Source organism: Microbacterium sp. NPDC056234 (genome assembly GCF_042267585.1).
GTDB lineage: Bacteria > Actinomycetota > Actinomycetes > Actinomycetales > Microbacteriaceae > Microbacterium.
On sequence record NZ_JBHJTE010000002.1, the window covers coordinates 247,425 to 270,826 of the forward strand.

The 23,402-nt window shown below is 68.4% G+C and carries 20 protein-coding genes; 17 read left to right on the forward strand and 3 right to left on the reverse strand.

Features of this window, described 5'->3' with window-relative positions; genetic code table 11:
• The first annotated feature begins 26 nt into the window (after positions 1–26).
• The 7 genes from ACFCYE_RS07025 to ilvC all read left to right on the forward strand — a co-directional run bounded on the left by ACFCYE_RS07025 (position 27) and on the right by ilvC (position 8,777).
• Entirely contained in the window at positions 27–1,277 is a 1,251-nt protein-coding gene (locus tag ACFCYE_RS07025; RefSeq protein ID WP_376177515.1) for an MFS transporter, read from the forward strand.
• 69 nt (positions 1,278–1,346) lie between these two features.
• Positions 1,347–2,768, forward strand: coding sequence for a trehalose-6-phosphate synthase (locus ACFCYE_RS07030; protein ID WP_376177516.1), 1,422 nt, complete (start codon positions 1,347–1,349; stop codon positions 2,766–2,768).
• 40 nt (positions 2,769–2,808) lie between these two features.
• Positions 2,809–3,606, forward strand: coding sequence for a trehalose-phosphatase (otsB, locus tag ACFCYE_RS07035; protein WP_376177518.1), 798 nt, complete (start codon positions 2,809–2,811; stop codon positions 3,604–3,606).
• A 9-nt stretch (positions 3,607–3,615) separates the two neighbouring features.
• Positions 3,616–5,331 (forward strand): dihydroxy-acid dehydratase, encoded by a 1,716-nt coding sequence (gene ilvD, locus ACFCYE_RS07040; protein WP_376177520.1) that lies wholly within the window; start codon positions 3,616–3,618, stop codon positions 5,329–5,331.
• Between the two features lie 66 nt (positions 5,332–5,397).
• Positions 5,398–7,200, forward strand: a complete 1,803-nt coding sequence (locus tag ACFCYE_RS07045) for an acetolactate synthase large subunit (RefSeq protein WP_376177521.1) — start codon at positions 5,398–5,400, stop codon at positions 7,198–7,200.
• 4 nt (positions 7,201–7,204) lie between these two features.
• Positions 7,205–7,714 carry an acetolactate synthase small subunit gene (gene ilvN, locus ACFCYE_RS07050; protein ID WP_264157600.1) on the forward strand — a complete coding sequence of 170 codons (510 nt, stop codon included), beginning with the start codon at positions 7,205–7,207 and terminating at the stop codon, positions 7,712–7,714.
• A 34-nt stretch (positions 7,715–7,748) separates the two neighbouring features.
• On the forward strand, positions 7,749–8,777 hold the full coding sequence (ilvC, locus tag ACFCYE_RS07055) for a ketol-acid reductoisomerase (protein ID WP_376177523.1): 1,029 nt from the start codon (positions 7,749–7,751) through the stop codon (positions 8,775–8,777).
• A gap of 69 nt (positions 8,778–8,846) precedes the next feature.
• Here the strand turns inward: ilvC and ACFCYE_RS07060 are convergent, their stop codons facing one another.
• A complete protein-coding gene (locus ACFCYE_RS07060) occupies positions 8,847–11,678 on the reverse strand; it encodes an FAD-binding and (Fe-S)-binding domain-containing protein (protein WP_376177524.1) in 2,832 nt (943 codons plus the stop codon).
• Positions 11,679–11,747: 69 nt separating this feature from the next.
• On the opposite strand from ACFCYE_RS07060, the gene ACFCYE_RS07065 reads away from it, so the two are divergent.
• Positions 11,748–12,404 (forward strand): GntR family transcriptional regulator, encoded by a 657-nt coding sequence (locus ACFCYE_RS07065; RefSeq protein ID WP_376177525.1) that lies wholly within the window; start codon positions 11,748–11,750, stop codon positions 12,402–12,404.
• A gap of 54 nt (positions 12,405–12,458) precedes the next feature.
• Here ACFCYE_RS07065 and ACFCYE_RS07070 read toward each other — a convergent pair whose 3' ends face one another.
• Entirely contained in the window at positions 12,459–13,397 is a 939-nt protein-coding gene (locus tag ACFCYE_RS07070; protein ID WP_376177526.1) for a hypothetical protein, read from the reverse strand.
• Between the two features lie 72 nt (positions 13,398–13,469).
• Here ACFCYE_RS07070 and ACFCYE_RS07075 point away from each other — a divergent pair, with 72 nt between their 5' ends.
• From ACFCYE_RS07075 to serA, 3 genes are all read left to right on the forward strand, one after another.
• Entirely contained in the window at positions 13,470–13,943 is a 474-nt protein-coding gene (locus tag ACFCYE_RS07075) for a hypothetical protein (RefSeq protein WP_376177528.1), read from the forward strand.
• On the forward strand, positions 13,940–14,293 hold the full coding sequence (locus ACFCYE_RS07080; protein WP_376177529.1) for a hypothetical protein: 354 nt from the start codon (positions 13,940–13,942) through the stop codon (positions 14,291–14,293). The genes ACFCYE_RS07075 and ACFCYE_RS07080 overlap by 4 nt, the downstream gene beginning before the upstream one ends.
• A gap of 124 nt (positions 14,294–14,417) precedes the next feature.
• Entirely contained in the window at positions 14,418–16,022 is a 1,605-nt protein-coding gene (serA, locus tag ACFCYE_RS07085; protein WP_376177531.1) for a phosphoglycerate dehydrogenase, read from the forward strand.
• A 123-nt stretch (positions 16,023–16,145) separates the two neighbouring features.
• Here the strand turns inward: serA and ACFCYE_RS07090 are convergent, their stop codons facing one another.
• On the reverse strand, positions 16,146–16,688 hold the full coding sequence (locus ACFCYE_RS07090; RefSeq protein ID WP_376177533.1) for a TetR/AcrR family transcriptional regulator: 543 nt from the start codon (positions 16,686–16,688) through the stop codon (positions 16,146–16,148).
• A gap of 94 nt (positions 16,689–16,782) precedes the next feature.
• Here ACFCYE_RS07090 and ACFCYE_RS07095 point away from each other — a divergent pair, with 94 nt between their 5' ends.
• From ACFCYE_RS07095 to ACFCYE_RS07120, 6 genes are read left to right on the forward strand one after another with little or no spacing between them, the layout of a single operon-like run.
• Positions 16,783–18,318 carry an MFS transporter gene (locus ACFCYE_RS07095; RefSeq protein WP_376177534.1) on the forward strand — a complete coding sequence of 512 codons (1,536 nt, stop codon included), beginning with the start codon at positions 16,783–16,785 and terminating at the stop codon, positions 18,316–18,318.
• A 38-nt stretch (positions 18,319–18,356) separates the two neighbouring features.
• On the forward strand, positions 18,357–19,406 hold the full coding sequence (locus ACFCYE_RS07100; protein ID WP_376177535.1) for a 3-isopropylmalate dehydrogenase: 1,050 nt from the start codon (positions 18,357–18,359) through the stop codon (positions 19,404–19,406).
• A 46-nt stretch (positions 19,407–19,452) separates the two neighbouring features.
• Positions 19,453–20,547 carry a branched-chain amino acid aminotransferase gene (locus ACFCYE_RS07105; RefSeq protein ID WP_376177536.1) on the forward strand — a complete coding sequence of 365 codons (1,095 nt, stop codon included), beginning with the start codon at positions 19,453–19,455 and terminating at the stop codon, positions 20,545–20,547.
• A gap of 26 nt (positions 20,548–20,573) precedes the next feature.
• Positions 20,574–21,353 carry a fumarylacetoacetate hydrolase family protein gene (locus ACFCYE_RS07110; protein ID WP_376177538.1) on the forward strand — a complete coding sequence of 260 codons (780 nt, stop codon included), beginning with the start codon at positions 20,574–20,576 and terminating at the stop codon, positions 21,351–21,353.
• Positions 21,350–22,618: an MFS transporter gene (locus tag ACFCYE_RS07115; RefSeq protein WP_376177540.1), complete on the forward strand. Its 1,269-nt coding sequence runs from the start codon at positions 21,350–21,352 to the stop codon at positions 22,616–22,618. The genes ACFCYE_RS07110 and ACFCYE_RS07115 overlap by 4 nt, the downstream gene beginning before the upstream one ends.
• Complete coding sequence (locus ACFCYE_RS07120) at positions 22,615–23,382, forward strand: class I SAM-dependent methyltransferase (RefSeq protein ID WP_376177542.1); 768 nt, start codon at positions 22,615–22,617, stop codon at positions 23,380–23,382. The genes ACFCYE_RS07115 and ACFCYE_RS07120 overlap by 4 nt, the downstream gene beginning before the upstream one ends.
• Positions 23,383–23,402: the final 20 nt, after the last annotated feature.

Below are 23,402 nucleotides of genomic sequence, written 5' to 3' on the forward strand. Positions count from 1 at the left end.
CCCGCGTCCACGGGCGCGCGAGAGCCATGACCCAGACACACACCCCTTCTGCCGCGGCCCCCAGCCTGCTGCGCCTTGCCGGCCTGCCGTATTTCATCATCGCCTTCATCGCGCGCCTGCCGTTCGCCATGATGGTGGTCGGCGTCCTGACGGTCGTCGTCTCCGCCCGCGGCTCGCTCGCGCTCGGCGGGCTCACCTCCGCAGCCGTCGGCCTCGGCACCGCCGTCGTCGGCCCGTTGCTCGGTGCTGCGGCCGACCGCTACGGCCAGCGCGTCGTGCTGATGATCTCCGCGGTCGTGAACGGCACCATGCTCGCCGTGTTCGCCTGGGTCGTGTACAGCCCGGCCGCGGACCCGATCCTGCTGATCGCGGCGCTGCTGATCGGGGCCTCGGCGCCGCAGGTGTCGCCGATGTCGCGTTCGCGTCTGGTCGCGATCATCTCCGAGCGGATGCCGGAGAGCACCCGGACCAAGACCATCTCGGGCACGTTCTCCTACGAGTCGGCAGCCGATGAGACCGTTTTCGTGTTCGGGCCGTTCCTGGTGGGCGTGCTCGCGTCGGCCATCGCCCCGTGGGCGCCGCTGGTGGGCGCCGCTGCCCTCACTTTCGTCTTCGTCGGCGCCTTCGCGTTGCACCCCACAGCACGCCACATCTCCGCCGAGCGGCACGCCGACGGTTCGGCGCCGTCGAAGGCTTCCGAGCTGTTCCGTCCTGAACTGCTCGTGGTGGTCCTCGGCATCCTGGGCGTCGGGCTCTTCTTCGGTGCGATGCTGACCTCTCTCACCTCCTTCATGGCCGACCGAGGGGATGCCGAGCAAGCCGGTCTTCTCTACGGAGTGATGGGCATCGGCTCGGCGGCGCTGGCGCTCGGCGTCGCGTGGCTGCCTCCTCGATTCACGCTGCGAGCCCGCTGGCTGGTGTTCAGCGGAATCCTTTTCCTCGGCACGCTGCTGGTCGCCTCCGCCTCCTCGGTCGAGACCATGCTGATAGCGCTGGCGATCATGGGGATCGGCATCGGCCCGACACTCGTCACGCAGTACAGCTTCGGCGCAGCCCGCAGCCCGCTGGGCCGTTCTGCCACCGTCATGACGATGCTCGGGTCAGGGGTCGTGGTCGGCCAGGCCGCGGCATCCGCGATCACCGGCGAGGTCGCGGAGTCCCTCGGCACGGGCGCCGCGCTGCTGTTGCCGGCCGGCGCGGCAGCCGTCGTGCTGATGGCGGGCATCGCGAACTGGTTCCTCAGCGATCCGCGCCGGACACCTCGCGCGGGGGCGTGACGGCGCCGCCCGAGCCCTCCGGTGCGATCCGGCTACTCTGGAGAGACCGATCAGGGTGAGGGAGTCTCCATGGCCGTTGCGGAATTCGTCGTCGTCGCGAACAGGTTGCCTGTCGACCGCGTCCAGGGGCCGGATGGCGAGGAGATCTGGCGGACTTCGCCCGGGGGACTGGTCGCGGCGCTCGAGCCCGTCATGCACTCGGTCGACGGGGCGTGGGTCGGTTGGGCTGGTCAGGCGGACCTCGAACTCGCACCGTTCGAGACGGGCGGTCTCCGGCTGATCCCTGTCGCGCTCAGCGAGGACGAGGTCGAGGAGTACTACGAGGGCTTCGCCAACGACACGATCTGGCCGCTCTACCACGACGTGATATCGCCGCCGCAGTACCACCGCGAATGGTGGGAGGCGTACGTGACCGTCAATCGCCGCTTCGCGGAGGCCGCGGCGGCCGCGGTCGCACCGAACGGCACGGTATGGGTGCACGACTACCAGTTGCAGCTCGTGCCGGAGATGGTGCGGGCGCTCCGACCCGACGTGACGATCGGCTACTTCCACCACATTCCGTTCCCGGCGCACGGTCTCTACGCACAGCTGCCCTGGCGCGACCAGGTGCTGCGGGGACTGCTCGGGGCGGATGTGATCGGATTCCAGCGCGCGCAGGACGCCAGCTACTTCCTCGCGGCGGTCCGTCGGCGACTGCGCCACGAGGTCAAGGGCTCGAACGTCACCGTCCCGGAGGAGGACGGAACCCGCACGGTCCTCGCCAAGGCCTTCCCGATCTCGATCGACACCGTTCCGTACATCGAGCTCGCAGCACGTCCCGACATCCAGGCCAGGGCGGCGGAGATCCGCGAGAGCCTCGGAAACCCGCGCAAGATCCTGCTGGGCGTCGATCGCCTGGACTACACCAAGGGCATCCGGCATCGCATCAAGGCGTACGCCGAACTGGTCGCACAGGGCACGCTGAACGTCGAGGACGTCACGTTCGTCCAGGTCGCGAGTCCCAGCCGCGAGCGGGTGGATTCGTACGTGCAGCTGCGTGATGAGATCGAGCTCTCGGTCGGCCGTCTCAACGGCGACTACGACACCATGGGACACACCGCGATCCGTTACCTGCATCAGGGGTTCCCTCGGGAGGAGATGGTCGCGCTGTACCTCGCGGCCGATGTCATGCTCGTGACCGCACTGCGCGACGGCATGAACCTCGTCGCGAAGGAGTACATCGCGACGCGGCGTGACAACCGCGGCGTCCTGGTGCTCAGCGAGTTCACCGGCGCGGCCGATGAACTGCGCCAGGCCGTCCGAGTCAACCCGCATGACATCGAAGGCCTCAAGGACGCCATCATGACCGCCGTGCAGATGCCCGCCGCTGAGCAGGGCAAGCGCATGAGAGCGCTCCGCAAGCGCGTGCTCGAGCATGACGTGAACGCGTGGTCGTCATCCTTCCTGGCGGCACTGCGAGCGGCGAAGGAGAAGCAGACGCCGCTGCCGTGAGAGGCTGAGGGCAAACCCGCCTTCCTGAGGAGAAACCGCAGTGACCCGCACCTGGACGCCCGGAACCGCCGACGCAGCACTGACCGCCATCGCCACCACGCCCAGGCTCGTGATCGCGCTCGATTTCGACGGCGTCGCTTCGCCGCTGGTTCCCGAACCGATGGCCGCCAGGGCTCTGCCGGCGGTCAAGGAGCAGATCGAACGGCTCGTCGCGCTTCCCGACACGCAGGTCGCCTTCGTCTCCGGCCGCAGCATGCACGATCTGCGCATCATCACCGAGCACGATGACGATTCGTCGGTCGCGCTCGCCGGTTCCCACGGGGCGCAGTACTGGTTCCCCGGCTCCGGGGATGCCGCGTCGACCGGCGAGGCGACCGAGGACGGGGCGCGTGAAGAGCTCTGGGAAGCCGCGAAGCCGATCATCGCGCGCTACGAGGGGGCTGAGTTCGAGCCGAAGACCTTCGGCATGGGCGTGCACACCCGCCGCGCGACGCCCGAGGTCGAGGCCGCGGTCTTCGCCGAGATCGACGCGCTGGTCGCCGAGCGCTTCCCGCACTGGCGTCGACGCTCCGGACACAGGGTTCTGGAGTTCTCGTCGCGCACGGAGGGCAAGGACGCCGCGATGGGCGTTCTGCGCGAGCACTTCGATGCCACAGGCATCCTGTTCGCGGGCGATGATGTGACGGATGAGGACGCCCTGCGCGTCCTCAAGGACGGCGACCTCGGCGTCCGGGTCGGGCCGGGGGAGTCGGCGGCGACGCTGCGTGTGGAGAGCCCACAGCAGATCGCCGAGCTTCTGGCGCAGGTGGCTACGGAGCGGGCTGCCGGACGGGAATAGACTGCCGTCATGGCCTCGCAGGAATCCACGGACGCATCCGTCGACATCAAGCCCCGCAGCCGTGTCGTGACGGACGGGATCGAAGCCACCACGTCGCGCGGCATGCTCCGTGCGGTCGGCATGGGCGATGCGGACTGGGACAAGCCCCAGATCGGTATCGCTTCGAGCTGGAACGAGATCACACCCTGCAACCTGAGTCTGGATCGGCTCGCGCAGGGAGCGAAGGAGGGCGTGCACTCGGGCGGCGGCTACCCGCTGCAGTTCGGCACGATCTCCGTCTCGGACGGCATCTCGATGGGCCACGAGGGCATGCATTTCTCGCTGGTGTCGCGCGAGGTGATCGCTGACTCGGTCGAGACGGTCATCATGGCCGAACGTCTCGACGGCACCGTGCTGCTGGCGGGCTGCGACAAGTCCATCCCCGGCATGCTCATGGCCAGCGCCCGACTCGGCCTGTCCAGCGTGTTCCTCTACGCCGGATCGATCGCCCCCGGCTGGGTGAAGCTCTCGGACGGCACCGAGAAGGACATCACGATCATCGACTCGTTCGAGGGCGTCGGCGCCTGCCGCGCCGGCCGGATGAGCGAGGAGGACCTCAAGCGCATCGAGTGCGCGTTCGCTCCGGGTGAGGGCGCGTGCGGTGGCATGTACACGGCGAACACCATGGCATCCGTCGCCGAGGCGCTCGGGCTCAGCCTGCCGGGTTCGGCAGCTCCGCCGTCGGCGGATCGTCGACGCGACCTGTTCGCACACCGCTCGGGCGAGGCCGTCGTCAACCTGCTCCGGCAGGGGATCACCACGAAGGACATCCTGACGAAGGAATCGTTCGAGAACGCGATCGCGCTCGCGATGGCGCTGGGAGGCTCGACCAACGTCGTGCTGCACCTGCTCGCGATCGCCCGCGAAGCCCAGGTCGAACTGGATCTGCACGACTTCAACCGGATCGGCGACCGGACGCCGCACATCGCCGACATGAAGCCGTTCGGCAAGTACGTGATGAACGACGTCGACCGTCAGGGCGGCATCCCGGTCATCATGAAGGCGATGCTCGACGAAGGTCTCCTGCACGGCGACGCTCTCACCGTGACCGGCAAGACCGTCGCCGAGAATCTCCGCGACCTGGACCCGGACCCGATCGACGGTGAGGTCATCCACACGTTCGACAACCCGATCCACGCCTCGGGAGGCATCACGATCCTGCACGGCTCGATGGCGCCGGAAGGCGCCGTCGTGAAGTCCGCCGGTTTCGACGCGGATGTCTTCGAAGGGCCGGCGCGCGTGTTCGAACGCGAGCGCGCCGCCATGGATGCCCTCGCCGAAGGTGCGATCCAGGCCGGTGACGTGGTCGTCATCCGCTACGAGGGTCCCAAGGGCGGGCCCGGCATGCGCGAGATGCTCGCGATCACCGGAGCCATCAAGGGCGCTGGGCTCGGAAAAGATGTACTACTCTTGACGGACGGACGATTCTCAGGCGGCACAACCGGCCTGTGCATCGGCCACATAGCACCCGAAGCGGTGGACGCAGGTCCCATCGCCTTCGTGCGCGATGGTGATCTGATACGGGTCGATATCGCAGCTCGCTCTCTCGACCTACTCGTCGACGAGGCGGAGCTCGCCTCCCGCCGCTCTGGCTGGGAGCCGCTTCCCCCGCGCTATACCCGTGGCGTTCTTGCCAAGTACGCAGCCCTCGTGCGCTCCGCAGCCGAGGGAGCGACGACCGGTTGACTCTCTGGCCGCCCGAGGCCCGTCGGCCTCATATCGACGTCGCTCATCAGATCCGAGGAAACAAACATGACTGCTGATTCCGTGTCCGCCGTGCCACGGCCGCCGGCCCGTCAGGCCGCGGCCCCAGAACTCACCGGCGCCCAGGCTGTCGTCCGGTCGCTCGAACTGCTCGGCGTCACCGATGTGTTCGGCATCCCCGGCGGCGCGATCATGGAGGTGTACGACCCGCTCCTGGATTCCACCGAGCTGCGCCACATCCTGGTCCGTCACGAGCAGGGCGGCGGGCACGCGGCCGAAGGATACGCGTCGGCCTCGAACCGGGTCGGCGTCACGATCGCCACCTCCGGTCCCGGCGCGACGAACCTCGTCACCGCGATCGCGGATGCCTACATGGACTCCGTGCCGATCGTCGCGATCACCGGACAGGTGTTCTCGACCCTGATGGGCACGGACGCATTCCAGGAGGCGGACATCGTCGGCATCACGATGCCCGTGACGAAGCACTCCATCCTCGTCAAGGACGTGAACGAGATCCCCGGTGCCATCGCAGCGGCCTTCGAGATCGCTTCGACCGGGCGCCCGGGCCCCGTCCTCGTGGACATCACGAAGGATGCCCAGCAGGCCAAGGCTCCCTTCGTCTGGCCGCCCAGGATCGACCTTCCCGGCTACCGCCCGGTGACGAAGGCGCATGGAAAGCAGATCCAGGCTGCGGCCAACCTGTTCGCCGAGGCCAAGAGGCCGGTGCTCTACGTCGGCGGCGGCGTCATCCGTGGGCGCGCATCGGAGGAGCTCAAGAGCCTCGCCGAGACCACTGGCGCACCCGTCGTCACGACGCTGATGGCACGCGGCGCTTTCCCGGACTCGCACCCGCAGCACCTCGGCATGCCGGGCATGCACGGCACGGTCCCGGCCGTGCTCGCCCTGCAGGAGTCCGACCTGATCCTGGCTCTCGGTGCACGCTTCGACGACCGCGTGACCGGCAAGGCGGCGCTTTTCGCGCCGAACGCGAAGGTCGTCCACGTCGACATCGACCCGGCCGAGATCTCGAAGATCCGCAATGCCGACGTGCCGATCGTCGGCGATGTGCGCGACGTGCTCGTCGACCTCGAGACCGCGTTCCGCAGCACGATGGGTGCGGACAAGCCCGACACCGACGAGTGGTGGTCCTACCTGGACGGGCTCCGAGACGAATTCCCGCTCGGCTTCCAGCCCACCAGCGACGGTCTGCTCTCACCGCAGCACGTGATCCAGCGCATCGGCGAGCTGACAGGACCGGAGGCCGTGTACGCGGCAGGCGTCGGTCAGCACCAGATGTGGGCGGCGCAGTTCATCAAGTACGAGCGTCCGAACTCGTGGCTGAACTCCGGCGGAGCCGGGACCATGGGCTATTCGGTGCCGGCCGCCATGGGAGCGAAGGTGGCGGAGCCGCACCGCGTGGTGTGGTCGATCGACGGCGACGGATGCTTCCAGATGACCAACCAGGAGCTCGCCACCTGCGCGATCAACAACATCCCGATCAAGGTCGCGATCATCAACAACTCGTCGCTGGGCATGGTGCGTCAGTGGCAGACGCTGTTCTACGACGGACGGCACTCCAACACCGACCTGAACACCGGTCACGGCACGATTCGCGTCCCCGACTTCGTCAAGCTCGCCGAGGCATACGGCTGCCTCGGCATCCGGGTGGAGAAGGAAGAGGAAGTGGATGCCGCGATCAAGCTGGCGCTGGAGACCAACGACCGACCCGTGGTGATCGACTTCGTGGTGTCCGCCGACGCGATGGTGTGGCCGATGGTGCCGCAGGGCGTCAGCAACAGCTACGTCCAGTACGCCGTCGACCACGCGCCGTCCTTCGAAGAGGAGATGTGAGCTCATGTCCACTCACGTGCTGAGCCTGCTGGTGGAAGACACCCCAGGTCTGCTGACCCGCGTCGCCGGGCTCTTCGCCCGTCGCGGCTTCAACATCGAATCACTCGCCGTGGGCGTGACCGAGGTGCCGGGTATCTCGCGCATCACCGTCGTCGTCGACGTCGACCAGCTGCCGCTGGAGCAGGTGACGAAGCAACTGAACAAGCTCATCAACGTCATCAAGATCGTCGAGCTCGACTTCGCGACCTCCGTGCAGCGTCACCACGTGCTGGTGAAGGTGCGCACGGACAACGCCACGCGCTCGAATGTGATCGAGATCGTGAACCTGTTCCGCGCTTCCGTCGTCGACTACGCAGCCGATGCCGTCGTGATCGAGGTCACGGGCGACAAGGGCAAGATCGATGCGATCCTCCGCGCCCTCGAGCCGTTCGGCATCAAGGAGCTCTCGCAATCCGGCCTGCTCGCCATCGGGCGCGGCGGCAAGAGCATCACCGAGCGCGTCCTGCGCGGCTGACACCAACCCAGACCACCACCAAGGAGAAATACAAGTGAGTACTGAGATCTTCTACGACGCCGACGCCGACCTGTCGCTCATCCAGGGCAAGAAGGTCGCGATCGTGGGCTACGGCTCGCAGGGCCACGCCCACGCGATGAACCTGCGCGACTCGGGTGTCGAGGTCGCCATCGCCCTCAAGGACGGCTCGAAGTCCATCGAGAAGGCCGAGGAGGCCGGGTTCCCGGTCAAGAACGTCGCCGACGCGACCGTCTGGGCCGACCTGATCATGATCCTCGCGCCGGACCAGCACCAGCGCACGATCTACTCCGAGTCGATCGCACCCAACCTGGCCGCGGGCAAGACCCTCGCCTTCGCGCACGGGTTCAACATCCGCTTCGGCTACATCGAAGCGCCCGAGGGCGTCGACGTCATCCTCATCGCTCCGAAGGCCCCGGGCCACACCGTGCGCCGCGAGTTCGTCGCGGGTCGCGGCATCCCGGACATCATCGCCGTCGAGCGGGACGCGACCGGCCAGGCCTGGAACGTCGCGCTGTCGTACGCGAAGGCCATCGGCGGCACCCGCGCCGGCGTCATCAAGACGACCTTCACCGAGGAGACCGAGACCGACCTGTTCGGTGAGCAGGCCGTCCTCTGCGGTGGCATGAGCCACCTCGTCCAGGCCGGCTTCGAGACGCTCATCGAGGCGGGCTACCAGCCGCAGATCGCCTACTTCGAGGTACTGCACGAGCTCAAGCTCATCGTCGACCTGATGTGGGAGGGCGGCATCGCCAAGCAGCGCTGGTCGATCTCCGACACGGCCGAGTTCGGCGACTACGTCTCGGGTCCGCGCGTCGTCGACGCTCGTGTCAAGGAGAACATGAAGGGCGTGCTCTCGGACATCCAGTCCGGTGCGTTCGCGAAGCGCTTCATCGAGGACCAGGACAACGGCGCGGCCGAATTCCTGGAGCTGCGTGCCAAGGAGCAGGAGCACCCGATCGAGGTCACCGGTCGCGAGCTGCGCTCGCTGTTCTCGTGGAAGCAGACCGACGAGGACTACACCGAGGGCTCGGCCGCGCGCTGACCCTTCCGGAACCGAAGAACGGGCGTCCCTCGCGGGGCGCCCGTTCTTCGTATCAGAGGGACGGATGCCTCAGCGCGTGAGCTCCTCCAGCACCTCGACGACGTGACGGTAGGGCTTGCCGGTGGCTCGGCTCATGCCGATCTCGCACGTCCGGTTGGCCGAGACGAACGCGTCGAATCCGCCCCGCTCGGCATCGGCTGCTGCGATCTCGGCGGACTCGACGGCCGTCGCGCTGGCCGTGAGCTCGGGGTGCAGCATGCCGCGGTCCCCGGCGAACGCGCAGCACCCCCAGCCGTCGGGGACGTACACCTCGTCGGCGACTGCGGCGGCGAGGGCCGTGAGCGCGCCGGTCGCGCCCAGCGCGGTCGTCGAACAGGTCGGGTGCACAGCGATCCGGTCCAGCTTCGCCGACACGGCCAGGCGGGGGAGCACTTCCCTGGCGATGTAGGTCGTCGCATCCTCGATCACGAGCCCCGTGTACTCCGGTCGCTCTGCAACGGACTTGGCGAGCATCACATGCAGGCCCTCGGTGCACGAAGCGGCGTCGCAGACCACGGGCAGCTCGCCCTGACGGCTGGCGTCCCACAGCGACGCCAGCACTCGGTCGGTCATCCGGTCGTAGCCGGCGAGATGCCCCTTCGATTTCCACGGCGTCCCGCAGCACAGGCCGCCGGTGTCGTCGGGGATGACGACGGCGATGTCTGCTCGATCGAGCAGCGCCATCACCGCATCCCGCGATCCCTCACCGTGGCCTTCCGGACCGAACATCGTCCCGATGCACGCGCCGAAGAGTACCGCCTGCGCGTCCGCCGGGGCGACGGGGCGAGCCGGACGCGTGCCGCCGCGTGGCAGACCCGCGTCGTACAGCGGCACGGTGTCGGCGCCGAGAACCGCGCGGCCGAGTCGGGTCACGCCGGTCACGAGCGGTGCCGGCACAGCATCCGCGACGCTCAACGCGACGCCGCCGATCCTGGTGACAGCGGCCCAGTTCTTCGCCGCGGCATCCCACGCGCCGTCCGCGATCCTGGAGGCCTCCTCCGCGCGCAGTCGGCGCACGAGGTCGCCCGTGTTGATGTCGACGGGACAGGCGACGCCGCACATGCCGTCGACGGCGCACGTCTGCACGCCCTCGTAGTCGTAGTCCGCCCGGAGCTCTTCGAGCAGCGCGGTGTCGCCCTGCTCCTCGGCCCACGCCATGTCGCGGCGCAGGACGATCCGCTGGCGCGGCGTGAGGGTGATGTCCTTGCTCGGGCACGTCGGCTCGCAGTACCCGCACTCGACGCAGCGATCCACCTCGCTCTCGACGGTCGGGACGCGCTTGAGGTCGTACAGATACGAGTCCGGATCGTCGGAGAGGACGACGCCGGGGTTCAGGATCCCTGCGGGATCCAGCAGACGCTTGATCTCCCACATCATGTCCGTGAGGAAGTCGCCGTACTGGCGGCGCACGAACGGCGCCATGATGCGCCCGGTGCCGTGCTCCGCCTTGAGCGAGCCCCCCTGGCCGAGCACGAGGTCGACGAGATCGGCGGTGAAGCGGCGATACCGGGCGAGGCTCTCCTCGTCGTCGAAGCGCTCGTTCAGGAGGAAGTGGACGTTGCCGTCCTTCGCGTGCCCGAAGATCACCGAACCGTCGTAGTCATGGGCGGCGAAGAGCTCGATCAGGCGCTCGCAGGTCACGAGGAGACGGTCGACCGGGACGACGATGTCCTCGAGCAGCGCGGTCGTGCCGGACGGGCGCGCGCCGGCGACAGCGGTGTAGAGACCCTTTCGGACATGCCACAGCGATGCGCGCTCGGCGGCATCCGTCGTCAGCCTCGGCTCGACGGCCAGCGGGAGGGTCTGGAAGCGGGCGATGGCCGCGGCCGACGCGGAAGCGAGCTCGTCGGCGTCCGAGGCGTGCACTTCGACGAGCAGCGCCGCGTGTGCATCGACGGCGATCTCGGAGATGGATGCCGGGACATCGCTGAGTCCCTGGGCCACGCGCAACGACGCGGCATCCAGCAGCTCGACGGTGGCGAGTCCCTGATCGACCAGTCCGGGAAGGGCCGCCATCGCATCGGCGAGCGTCGTGAACACGAGCAGCCCGGTCGCGATCTGCGGGCGGATCCGGATCGTGCGGAACCGAGCCTCGGCGACGAAAGCGAGCGTGCCCTCCGACCCGATCACGAGGTGTTCGAGGATCTTCACCGGGTCGTCGAAGTCGAGCAGGGAGTTCAGCCCGTAGCCCATGGTGTTCTTCATAGAGAACTGCGCGCGCACGAAGGCGACGGCCTCCGGCGACGCGAGCAGCCGGGCGCGCAGCGCGAGCAGGCCGTCGGCCAGTTCCGGCTCCGCCGACCGGAGGCGCTCGTTCGCGTCCGGAGCCGCGGTGTCGAGGATCATGCCGCTGGGCAGCACGAGGACGAGCGAATCGATCGTGCGGTAGGAGTTCTCGGTGATGCCGCACGCCATCCCGCTGGAATTGTTCGCGACGACGCCGCCGATCGTGCAGGCGATCTCACTCGCCGGATCAGGGCCGAGCTTGCGTCCGAAGCGCGCGAGTCGCGTGTTCACCTGCCTGACCGTCGCGCCGGGGCCGACGCGCACGAGCGCCCCCTCGTCCTCGATCCTGATGTCGCGGAACGCCGTGCGGGTGTCGACGAGGATGTCGCCCGTGACGCCCTGACCGGACAGGCTCGTCCCTCCGGAGCGGAAGGTCAGCGAGCGACCGGCCGACCGGACCGCCTCGAACGCGCGCGCGATGCCCTCGGCGTCCTGAGGCGCGAGGACGGCATCCGGGATCAGCAGGTAGTGCGACGCGTCGTGCGCGCGGGCGAACCGGTCGATCGATCGCGAGGTCACCGTGGTGTCCGGTCCGAGCACGTCGGAGTCGAGGGGATGGGCGAGTGTCGTGGACACAGAAGCTCCTTCGCGTCAGATTGTCTGACAAGTGTACCGAGTGGGTGCGATTGCGTTAAGCTGACCCGCATGTCGAACGTTCCTGGCCCCGCTTTGGAGGTCGTCGGTGTCGTGGATGCGGTCACGCAGCGACTGCGCACCCGGATCCTCAGCGGCGATCTCCGGCCCGACACCGCCGTGACCGAGGCGAGAGTCTCCCAGGAGTACGCCGTCGCCCGGCCCAGCGCCAAGGCCGCGATCGAGCAGCTCGTCTCCGCCGGCCTCCTGGTCCGCACGGCGCACCGCAGCGCGAGGGTCGTCGCGATCGATGCGGAGGTCGTGCGCGACGTCTACCGGACCCGCACCCGGCTGGAGAGCGCCGCGCTGCGCGAACTCGCGCACGCCGGTCGGGTGCCTTCCGCCGCAGCCGAGGCGAACGCCGAGATCCTGGCGATGCCGGCCGGTCCCGACCCTGCGACGGTCGACCCAGACCTGCGATTCCACCGGGCGCTCATCCACGCGCTGGGCAGCGAGCGCACCTCGCGGATGTACGCGAGCGTCCTGGACGAGGTGCGTCTGTGCATGGCGCAAGTGCAGGGCAGGAGGCTGCTGGATGCCGCGGCCATCGCCGACCAGCACCAGGCCATGCTCGCCGCGGTGGCGGACGGAGACGGCGAGCGGGCGGCGAGGCTCCTGACCGAGCACCTCGCGGCGGCGGAGGAACGCCTCGTCGAGGCGCTGGCCTGATCGGGCCCGGACTCGAGGGCCACAGATCGTTCTCTGCGGTGCTGCTGGTCCGGGCTACTCCTGTTCCGCCGGAGCGTCCTCCACAGTGATGGGCGGCTCGATGTCCTCCGCCCACACCGGGGCAGGCAGGACGGTGTCGACCTGACCGCCCTGGATGGCGCGGAGTGCCTCGGTGATCTCGTCTGCGTTCTCCGGCACGGGCAGGCCACAGGTCTCGAGCTCGGATTCGAACTTCAGCGTCAGCCGGATCTTGCCCGCCTCGACAGCCTGGGCGGTGGTGCCCGAGACGATCTCGCTGCCGGTCTGGATGTCGGACACCTCATCGCACACGTGATACACCTGACCGCCGTCGACCCAGAAGACCTCGTCCTTGCCGAGCAGCTGGATCACCGCCGACTGATCGGCCGTGTACTGCTCGACGGACGGCGGGTTGAAGTCGATGCCGAACACGACGGCGAGGGCGGCGAGGGCGATGCCGATGATCCCGGCGGTCGCCTTCTGCCCCTTGTCCATGTCCTTGTTGAGGAAGATGAGGATGATCAGCGGCACGAACGCGATGATCGCGATGATCACGCCGAGCTGGTTCTGTACGAAGAACTTGACGGTGTCCGACTTCTTCGCCGGGTCCAGGCGGTTCGCCTTCTTCCACAGCAGGGATCCGCCGATGGACAGAGCGGCGATGACCACCAGCAGGACGATGAGTGCGATGAACGCCCATTGCGGGAAGGTCGCCGTGACGCCCTGTTCCTCCAGCAGCCCGGTATCGGGGTCGCGCACCAGCGTGCCGTCCTCGCCGACATAGACGCGCTGCCGCAGCAGCCAGAAGATCCCGACCGCCTCCGTGGCGATCGCGAGCACCCAGAGTGCGAGGGCGATCCACCGGAACGTCATCGACCGCTTCTTCGCCGTCGGTGTCGGCGTCCAATCCGCTCCGGCGTCGGGCGAGCCCACCTGTGCGGATGCGCCGACCGATTCCTTGTTCTGCTCAGCCACCGTGTGCTTCCCCTCATCGAATGCTGGCCCTGAGCCTACTGGGAGGGCTCGCGGCATCGCTACGCTGGAGATATGACACCGGATCCGGACGACGCGCTCTCGTGGGAGGGCGACGAAGATCGTCCAGCGCAGAGGCCGGCACTGCCGCAGGGCTGGAATGCTGTCGGCAAGGGCAGCGAGCAGGTCGAGCGCGAGCCGGCGGACGACGCGCCGGCGGCCGAGACATCAGCGAATACGGCGGCATCCGCGGCCATGAGCCCCGCGATGCTGCTGTTCGTGGGCATCTTCGGCGGGATCTACCTGCTGTACGCCGTGGGGTGGGTCATCGGCGGACTCAATCTGAAGCCGCTCGCGAACCTCATCGTCGCGGACGCGATGTATGTGCCCTGGTTCGTGCTGGCCGTCGCGGCCCCGGCGCTGTGGATGCTCACCGTCTGGGTGCTGACTCGCAGAGCGCAGGCATGGATCCGCGTGCTGCTGCTCCTGGCCGGTGTCGTTCTGCTGGTGCCCTGGCCCTTCGTGATGGTGGGAGCGATCGGATCATGAGCGGGAACACCGTCGAACAGGCACCCGACCGCCCGACGCCGGGCTGGCTTGCCGCACTCGTCGTCGGCGTCAGCGGGCTCTTCTACGCCTACGCCATCTGGAACGCCATCGCGCACATCGTCACGATGTCGCGGCCGGCCGGGCTCACCGGCAGCGGATGGATCACTTTGGTGTTCGGTGCGGCCTTCCCCGCCATCGTGTTCGCACTTGCATGGGTGATCGGGCGGCGCCGCAACGTGGGCGAATTGGCGCTCGTGATGCTCACCGGATTGTCGGTCGTCGCCGTGTTCTGGCTGAGTCTGGTGGGTTACAGCATCCTGAACATGAGTGCACTGGTGAATCTGTCCTGAGCGGGCCGTCACACGGAACGGGGAGCCTTTCGCCCTCCGGTACAGTGGAGACGATCGCGCCCCGAAGGCGTGCGGCGCATCGATCCCCACCCGCGTTGTGACGCTCACACTGAAGGATCCACCTGTGCCGAAGCCCGTCGTGCTCATCGCCGAAGTTCTCTCGCCCGCCACGATCGAGGCCCTCGGCCCCGACTTCGACATCCGCAATGTCGACGGAACGGATCGGGAGGCACTGTTCTCGGCGCTGGCTGACGCGGATGCGGTGCTGATCCGCTCTGCGACCAGGGTCGACGAGGAGGCACTGGGACACGCGCCCAAGCTGAAGGTCATCGCGCGCGCCGGCGTCGGACTGGACAACGTCGACATCAAGGCGGCGACCGCTGCCGGCGTCATGGTCGTCAACGCGCCCACTTCCAACATCATCTCGGCCGCTGAGCTGACCTGCACGCACATCATGAGCCTCGCCCGCCACGTGCCGGCGGCGAACGCCTCGCTGGCCGCTGGCGAGTGGAAGCGCAGCGCGTACACCGGCACCGAGCTGTTCGAGAAGACGCTCGGCATCATCGGTCTCGGCCGCATCGGCGCGCTCGTCGCCGCGCGCATGCAGGGCTTCGGCATGAAGGTCGTCGCGTTCGATCCGTACGTGACCAGCGCCCGCGCCCAGCAGCTCGGCGTCGAGCTGCGCAGTCTGGATGAGCTCGTCGCGGAGAGCGACTTCATCACGATCCACATGCCCAAGACGCCGGAGACGACCGGCATGATCGGTGCCGAGCAGTTCGCGGCGATGAAGAAGACCGGCTACGTGATCAACGTCGCCCGCGGCGGTCTGATCGACGAGGAGGCGCTGCACGCAGCGCTCGTCGCCGGCGAGATCGCCGGCGCCGGACTCGACGTCTTCACCTCAGAGCCGCCGACCGAGGGCGGCTCTGCCCGCGCACTGCTGGACCTGCCCAACGTCGTCGTGACGCCGCACCTCGGGGCTTCCACCGATGAGGCGCAGGAGAAGGCGGGCGTGTCGGTCGCCCGTTCGGTGAAGCTCGCCCTCGAAGGGGACCTTGTTCCGGATGCCGTGAACGTCGCCGGCGGGGTCATCGACCCGTTCGTGCGTCCAGGCATCGACCTCGTCGAGAAGCTCGGTCAGGTGTTCAGCGGCCTGGCCGGCTCCGCGCTCACCAGCCTCGACATCGAGGTCCGAGGCGAGTTGGCCGACTACGACGTGAGCGTCTACCGGCTGGCGGCGCTCAAGGGCATCCTGTCCAACGTGGTCAGCGAGAACGTCTCCTACGTGAACGCACCGCTGTTCGCCGAGCAGCGCGGCATCGAGGCTCGGCTGATCGTCGAGAAGGACAGCCCCGAGTACCGCAACCTCACGACGCTGCGCGGCGCGCTCGCTGACGGCACGGTGCTCACCGTCGCCGGTACGCTCGCGGGCACCCGCATGGTGCAGAAGATCGTCGGCGTGAACGGCTACGACATCGAGGTCCCGCTCGAGCAGCATCACATCGTGATGCTCTACACGGACCGCCCCGGCATCGTCGCGGTCTACGGCCAGAAGTTCGGCGAGGCCGGCATCAACATCGCAGGCATGCAGATCGCTCGTCGTGAAGCCGGCGGCCAGGCACTGTCGATCCTCACGGTGGACTCGCGAGTGCCGGAGGAGCTGCTGGCCGAGGTCGGTGCCGACATCGATGCATCGGTGATCCGCCAGATCGAGATCACCGAGGACTGATAGGGCGAGCGGGGGAGTGCGATACCGTTCCTCGTTCCTCGTTCCTCGTTCCTCGTTCCTCGTTCCTCGTGACGACGTGGTCCGGCTGCTCCGACGTGCCCGCCGGGACCTGCCAGGCAGGGGTCAACCGGCCGCGCGCAGCACGAGGTCGATCAGCGCCTGTAGTTCGGGTCCGTGGGGGACCAGCCGCTCGGGGCCGTGCACGTCGAGCGAATTGTTGAAGTAGAGCCCGTCGCTCACAAGCATCACGAGGTCGAGGGCTGCGTCGTCGCGGACGTGGGGCCGGATCGTCTCGGCCCACCGCCGCCGTACCTCTCGCAGGGCATCGGATGCCGCGGGATCACCGCCCTGGGCGAGCCGTGACGTCGCGATCAGCGCGCGATCCAACGCGTCGTCCTCCATGACGGAGGTGCGGATGTAGTACGCGACCGGTCCTTCAGGCGCATCGGCCATGCGCACCAGATCCACGTCCGTCAGTCGCATGAGGCGTTCGAGAAGGCCGGCGGCCAGGTCCTCCTTCGACCCGAAGTGATAGAGCAGCCCGCCTTTGGATACGCCGGCGGCCTTGGCTGTCGCCTCAAGGGTCGCCGTGCGCTCACCGTCCTCGATGAGAATCGCCTCGAAGGCGTCGAGGACGCGCTCGCGCGCGAGGGGTGGGCGGGGCATCAGGCACCTCTGCTCAGGATGTGATCAGCTCGAACTCTGTTACTATACCAGCCGGACGGTAAAGTAACCGTCGTGGAGAGTGCAGAGGTGGAAGATGACCGCGTCGATCCAGACGACGGGAGCCGAAGTGGAGGCACCCCGTGCCGGTGCGCGCGGATGGTGGGCGCTCATCGTGCTCATGCTCCCGGTGCTTCTGGTCTCGGTGGACAACACGGTGCTCAGCTTCGCGCTGCCCGAGATCGCCATCGCGCTCGAGCCGACCGGTGCGGAGCAGCTCTGGATCATCGACGTCTATCCGCTCGTGCTCGCCGGACTGCTCGTCACGATGGGCACCCTCGGTGACCGCTTCGGCCGCCGGAAGACGCTGCTGATCGGGGCCACAGGGTTCGCCGCCGTCTCGGTGCTCGCCGCCTTCGCACCGACAGCGGGAGCACTGATCGCGGCCAGGGCGCTGCTCGGGTTCTTCGGCGCGATGCTGATGCCCTCGACGCTGTCCCTGCTGCGTTCCATCTTCCGCAACCGCGACCAGCGGCGCTTCGCGATCGCCGTCTGGGCGTCCGCCTTCTCCGCCGGATCAGCCCTCGGCCCGATCGTCGGCGGCTTCCTGCTCGAGCACTTCGCGTGGGGCTCTGTGTTCCTCATCGCGGTCCCGGTGCTCATCCCGCTGCTGATCGCCGCTCCGTTGCTGGTGCCGGAGAGCCGTGATCCGAACCCCGGACGCATCGACCCGATCAGCATCGTGCTGTCGATGGCGACGATGATCCCTGTCGTCTACGCGATCAAGTCGCTCGCGGTGGACGGTCCGACGTGGAGTGCCGGCGCCTGGGCGTCGCTCGGCATCCTTATGGGCGCGCTGTTCGTGCGGCGGCAGTTGCGTGCGCAGACGCCGATGCTGGACATGCAGCTGTTCCGGCGCGGCTCGTTCTCGGGCGCCATCCTGGTGAATCTGCTCAGCGTCGTGGCACTGGTCGGGTTCCTGTACTTCGTGTCGCAGCATCTGCAACTGGTCCTCGGACTGTCGCCGATGCAGGCCGGCTTCGCCCTGGTGCCCGGCATGGTCGCGATGATCGTCGCCGGTCTCACCGTGGTGCCTGTCTCGCGGCGCGTGCCCCCGCACGTTGTCGTGCCCGCTGCGCTGGTCTTCTCCGTGCTCGGCTACCTGATGGTCGCGTTCAGCACGGAGGATCACGGCGTCCTTCCCCTGGTGATCGCGTTCATCGTGCTCGGCGTCGGCATCGGTGCGGCCGAGACGATCTCGAACGAGCTGATCCTCTCCAGCGCACCTGCCGAGAAGGCGGGCGCCGCCAGCGCGGTCTCCGAGACGGCGTACGAACTCGGTGCCGTGCTCGGCACAGCGGTGCTCGGTGGACTGATCACGGCGTTCTATCGTGGTTCGCTGGTGATCCCGGACGGGATTCCTGCAGGCGCCGCGGATGCCGCCCGCGAGACGCTCGCCGGAGCGTACACCGAGGCCCATCGACTTCCGGCGGAGCTCGGCGACGCGCTGTGGGATGCAGCGGCATCCGCGTTCGGCTCCGGTGTGACGGTGACCTCGCTGATCGGAGCGGGTCTCGTGGTCGCGGCAGGTGTCATCGCGGCCGTCACACTGCGCGCGTCGCGCAGGCACTGACCAGTACGCTGGGAGCATTCCCCGATGCAAGGAGTGTCATGTCGCGTGTCGTGAAGCTGGCCGTCATCCCCGGTGACGGCATCGGTCCCGAGGTGGTCGCGGAGGCGGAGCGCGTGCTGGACGCCGTCACCGCCTCGAGCGATGTCGTCTTCGACAAGACCCGCTTCTCGCTCGGAGCGGCTCGCTACCTCGCGACCGGCGATACGCTCACCGACGACGATCTCGCAGCGATCGCCGCGCACGACGCCATCCTGCTCGGAGCCGTGGGCGGCCAGCCGGGCGACGCTCGCCTCAAGGACGCCAACATCGAGCGAGGGCTGCTGCTCAAACTCCGTTTCACCCTGGACCACTACGTGAACCTGCGTCCGTCGAAGCTGTACGCGGGAGCGGCGGGCCCGCTCGCCGAACCGGGGGCGATCGACTTCGTCGTCGTGCGCGAAGGCACGGAGGGGCCATACGTCGGCAACGGCGGCTCCATCCGCACGGGGACGCCGCACGAGATCGCGAACGAGACGAGTGTGAACACCGCATTCGGCGTCGAGCGCGTCGTCCGCTACGCGTTCGACCTGGCGGAGCGCCGGAGCAGAAGGCTCACGCTCGTGCACAAGACCAACGTGCTCGTGCACGCCGGCGGCATCTGGCAGCGCGTCGTGAACGAGGTGGCGCAGGAGCACCCTGATGTGGCCGTAGACTATCTGCACGTCGACGCGGCCACCATCTTCCTGGTCACGAACCCGGCTCGCTTCGACGTGATCGTCACCGACAACCTCTTCGGCGACATCCTCACTGATCTGGCCGGCGCCGTCACCGGTGGCATCGGCCTCGCCGCCTCGGGGAACATCAACCCCCGAGGGGACTTCCCGTCGATGTTCGAGCCCGTCCACGGATCGGCACCGGACATCGCGGGTCAGCAGAAGGCCGATCCCACCGCAGCGATCCTCTCGGTCGCGCTGCTGCTCGATCATCTCGGGCTGCGCGACGAAGCCGCGCGCATCAGCCGCGCGGTCGAAGAGGACATCGCTCAGCGCGACGGATCGCGCACCACCAGCCAGACGGGCGACGCGATCATCGCACGGCTTCAGGCGTAGTCTGAGTGCACGCGAGCGCCCGCCGCATCGAACGCAGGATGTGAACATGACACTGACCGACACCGAACTCGCTCCGCTCGAGTTCTCCGTGACCCGCAACCTCGCCGCGAAGTCCGCAGCGCAGCGCGATGAGCTTCTCAAGGAGCCGGGCTTCGGCACCGTCTTCACCGACCACATGGTCGACATCTGCTGGTCGGCCAAGGGCGGCTGGCACCGCCCGCGCGTCCAGCCGTACGGGCCGATCCCGCTCGACCCTGCGGCAGCCGTGCTGCACTACGGCCAGGAGATCTTCGAGGGCATCAAGGCATACCGTCACGCGGACGGCTCGATCTGGACGTTCCGTCCGGAGAAGAACGCCGAGCGCCTGCGCCGCAGCGCCCGTCGCATGGCGCTTCCGGAGCTTCCGACCGAGTACTTCCTGCAGTCGCTGCGCGAGCTCATCGCCGTCGATGGGGCATGGACGCCGTCCGGCGCCGATCAGAGCCTGTACCTGCGGCCCTTCGAGTTCGCGAAGGAGGCGTTCCTCGGTGTGCGTCCCGCCCAGAAGGTGGCCTACTACCTGATCGCGAGCCCCGCCGGGTCGTACTTCAAGGGCGGCGTCAAGCCGGTGCGCATCTGGCTGTCCGAGACGTATGCCCGCGCCGGCAAGGGCGGAACGGGCGCTGCCAAGACCGGCGGCAACTACGCCTCCAGCCTTCTGCCGCAGGCCGAAGCCTACGAGAAGGGCTGCGACCAGGTCGTGTTCCTCGACCAGGACGGCAACGTCGAAGAACTCGGCGGCATGAACGTGGTGTTCGTCCACAAGGACGGCACGATCGTGACGCCGCAGTCCGACAGCATCCTCGAGGGGATCACGCGCGACTCGATCCTGCAGCTCGCCGAGGACCGCGGCCACAAGGTCGAGCGTCGCGCGGTGTCGCTGCAGGAGTGGCGCGATGGCGTCGCATCGGGCGACATCGTCGAAGTGTTCGCGTGCGGCACCGCCGCGGTCGTGACGCCGATCGGCGCGCTGGTCACAGCGGACTTCGAGGATGCCCAGCCGCTGGGCGAACTCGCGCTGTCGCTGCGCGAAGAGCTCACCGACATCCAGTACGGCCGTCGCGAGGACAAGCACGGCTGGCTGCTGCGTCTGGACGCCTGAGGCGCGCGAGGTCGTAGGCTGGTCGGGTGAAGATCGCACGGTTCAGCCACAACGACGCCATCCGCTACGGGATCCTCGACGAGGGCGAGCTCGTCGTCCTCGAGGGGGACCCGATGTTCGCCGGTTATGAGACCACGGGGGATCGCGTTCCGCTCGCGGACGCGGCACTCCTCGCGCCCGTCATCCCGCGCTCGAAGGTCGTCTGCGTGGGCAAGAACTACCACGACCACGCGAAGGAGATGGGCGGCGAGGCTCCGGAGGAGCCGCTGCTGTTCCTCAAACCGAACACGTCGGTGATCGGGCCGGGGGACACGATCTTCCGCCCGACGGCTCTTTCCGAGCAGACCGACTTCGAGGGCGAACTCGCCGTCGTGATCGGACGGATCGCGAAGAACGTGCCGGCCGATCGCGCGCACGAGTACGTCTTCGGCTACACGGTCGCCAACGACGTCACGGCACGTGATCTGCAGCGCCGGGACGGCCAGTGGACCCGCGGCAAGGGTTTCGACACCTTCTGCCCGCTCGGTCCCGTGATCGAGACCGAGTTCGATGCGGATGCCGCAACCATCGAGACCCGCGTCAACGGAGAGGTGCGCCAGCAGGCGCCGCTGACGGACATGATCCACTCGGTCGCCGACATCATCGCGTACGCCTCCGCGGTGTTCACGCTGCTCCCGGGCGATGTCATCCTCACCGGCACCCCGGCGGGTGTCGGGCCCTTCTCTGCCGGCGACACGGTCGAGGTCGAGGTCTCGGGCATCGGCGTGCTGCGCAACCAGGCGCGCGACGCGTCACCTGTGGCATGACTCTTCTGACGGCGGCCGAGCAGGCGGTCGTCCAGCGCCGCACGGTGCTCATCCTGTCGTTCGGGCAGGTGCTCGGCGGCATCGCCTTCGGCGCCACCGTCTCGCTGGGTGCTCTGCTCGCCGCTGATCTCTCGGGCGATGACGCTCTGTCCGGTCTCGCGACGGCCGCCGTCACCCTGGGTGCGGCGCTGTGCGCGATCCCGCTCGCGCGTCTTGCCAGCCGTGTCGGGCGGCGTCGTGCGCTGACCCTCGGGAATCTCTTCGCCCTGGTCGGCATCGCCATCGTGATCCTCGCGGCGGCCCTGCGGATATTCCCGCTGCTGCTGGTCGGCATCCTGTTGATCGGTGCCGGCAACGCCGGGAATCTGCAGTCCCGCTTCGCTGCGACCGACTTGGCCGCTCCGCAGCACCGTGGCAGGGATCTGTCGATCGTGGTGTGGGCGACGACCGTCGGCGGCGTCGCGGGGCCGCTGCTGCTGGGGCCCGGAGAGATCGTGGGCCAGGCCGTCGGCATGCCGCCGCAGACCGGTTCGTACCTGTTCTCGCTGGTGGCTCAATCAGCCGCGTTCGTGCTCTACCTCGTCGCTCTGCGCCCGGATCCGCTGCTTTCCGCACAGCGACTGACGATGGATGCCGCGGCGACCGCATCCGCGGCTCGGATCGTCGACCGGCCCACGGTCGCGCGCTACGCGATGTTCGCGGTCGCCGGATCGCACGTCGTCATGGCGTCGGTCATGGCGATGACGCCGATCCATCTGTCGCACATGGCGCACGCGTCGCATGGCGGACACGCGACGACTGCTGACGTCTCGCTGCTCGTCGGAGTGACGATCGCTCTGCATGTCGCCGGGATGTACGCCCTGTCGCCGGTGTTCGGTATCCTCGCCGACCGCTGGGGCAGGCTTCGCGTCGTGCTTCTCGGTCAGGCGCTGCTCGCTGCATCCCTCCTGTTCGCGATCTTCGCGAACGATCAGGCGTGGGGAGTCATGACCGCCCTGATCCTGCTGGGGCTCGGCTGGAGCGCCGCGACCGTCGCCGGCGCGGCCCTTCTCACCGAGGCGTCAGCACCCGAGCTGCGCACGCGCCGGCAGGGGCGAAGCGATTCCCTGATGAGCCTGTCGGCCGCCGCGGGCGCCGTGCTCGCGGGAATCGTGCTGTCGAACTTCCAGTACTCGGGACTCGGCGTTGCGGCGTTCGCGCTCGTCATCGCGATCACGGCGCTGGCACCGCGCGGACGGATGCCGCAGGCGGACATCCTGCGATGAAGGACTGGGCCGGCACGGGGGAGGCGTTCGCCGCGTCGTACGCGCAGCTGTGCCTCGGTACCGCGGAAGCGCTGATCGTCGGTCTCGGCCCGCCGCGGGGGCGCTCTGTCCTCGACGTGGGGGCAGGCACCGGCGCCCTCGCCGCACGTCTCGCCCAGGCCGGTTGGGATGCCACCGGCTGCGAACCGGAGCCGTCGATGCGTGATGTCGCGCAGCGCGACCACCCCCGCATCCCGATGCGGGACGGCGCTCTGCCGGACCTGCGGCTCGGCGATGCCGCCTTCGACGCCGTCACCGCGAACTTCGTGCTGAACCACGTCCAGGATCCGCGGGCGTCCGCGAGCGAGATGGCGCGGGTGAGCGCCGACGTGCTGGCGGCGACGATCTGGAGCAGATCGCCGTCGTGGTTCTGGCTCGAAGTCTGCGAGAGCGCCGACATCACCCCAGCCGCCGGCGAACGTCTGCCTGCGGAGAAAGACTTCGAACGCACGGCCGACGGCTTCGCCGGCATGCTGTCGGATGCCGGTTGGCGGGACGTGAAGCTCGACGAGCGCGCCTGGACGTGGTACGCCGAACCCGCTGTCCTGTGGGCGTCGGCCGAAGGCGGGGTCGCATCGGCAGGGGCGTTCTACGCAGCCCTCGCTCCCGACGATCGCGCGCGGTTCCGCGGCGGCTTCGACGCGGTGTGCGAGCGGCGCGTCGTGCGGGGTGCGATCCCGCTCGAGCACGTCGCCGTGATGGCGGTGGGTCGAGCCCGCGACTGAGGTCACGTCGAACGCGCCTG

Excerpts from the sequence above, each read along its gene's own strand:
- ACFCYE_RS07080 (WP_376177529.1), top strand. The coding sequence starts at position 13,940 with ATGAGCGGGAACACCGTCGAACAGGCACCCGACCGCCCGACGCCGGGC.
- ACFCYE_RS07115 (WP_376177540.1), top strand. The coding sequence starts at position 21,350 with ATGACTCTTCTGACGGCGGCCGAGCAGGCGGTCGTCCAGCGCCGCACG.
- ilvN (WP_264157600.1), top strand. The coding sequence starts at position 7,205 with ATGTCCACTCACGTGCTGAGCCTGCTGGTGGAAGACACCCCAGGTCTG.
- ACFCYE_RS07075 (WP_376177528.1), top strand. The coding sequence starts at position 13,470 with ATGACACCGGATCCGGACGACGCGCTCTCGTGGGAGGGCGACGAAGAT.
- ACFCYE_RS07120 (WP_376177542.1), top strand. The coding sequence starts at position 22,615 with ATGAAGGACTGGGCCGGCACGGGGGAGGCGTTCGCCGCGTCGTACGCG.
- ACFCYE_RS07100 (WP_376177535.1), top strand. The coding sequence starts at position 18,357 with ATGTCGCGTGTCGTGAAGCTGGCCGTCATCCCCGGTGACGGCATCGGT.
- ACFCYE_RS07105 (WP_376177536.1), top strand. The coding sequence starts at position 19,453 with ATGACACTGACCGACACCGAACTCGCTCCGCTCGAGTTCTCCGTGACC.
- ACFCYE_RS07025 (WP_376177515.1), top strand. The coding sequence starts at position 27 with ATGACCCAGACACACACCCCTTCTGCCGCGGCCCCCAGCCTGCTGCGC.
- ACFCYE_RS07045 (WP_376177521.1), top strand. The coding sequence starts at position 5,398 with ATGACTGCTGATTCCGTGTCCGCCGTGCCACGGCCGCCGGCCCGTCAG.
- ACFCYE_RS07065 (WP_376177525.1), top strand. The coding sequence starts at position 11,748 with ATGTCGAACGTTCCTGGCCCCGCTTTGGAGGTCGTCGGTGTCGTGGAT.
- ACFCYE_RS07095 (WP_376177534.1), top strand. The coding sequence starts at position 16,783 with ATGACCGCGTCGATCCAGACGACGGGAGCCGAAGTGGAGGCACCCCGT.
- ACFCYE_RS07030 (WP_376177516.1), top strand. The coding sequence starts at position 1,347 with ATGGCCGTTGCGGAATTCGTCGTCGTCGCGAACAGGTTGCCTGTCGAC.
- ilvD (WP_376177520.1), top strand. The coding sequence starts at position 3,616 with ATGGCCTCGCAGGAATCCACGGACGCATCCGTCGACATCAAGCCCCGC.
- ACFCYE_RS07090 (WP_376177533.1), bottom strand. The coding sequence starts at position 16,688 with ATGCCCCGCCCACCCCTCGCGCGCGAGCGCGTCCTCGACGCCTTCGAG.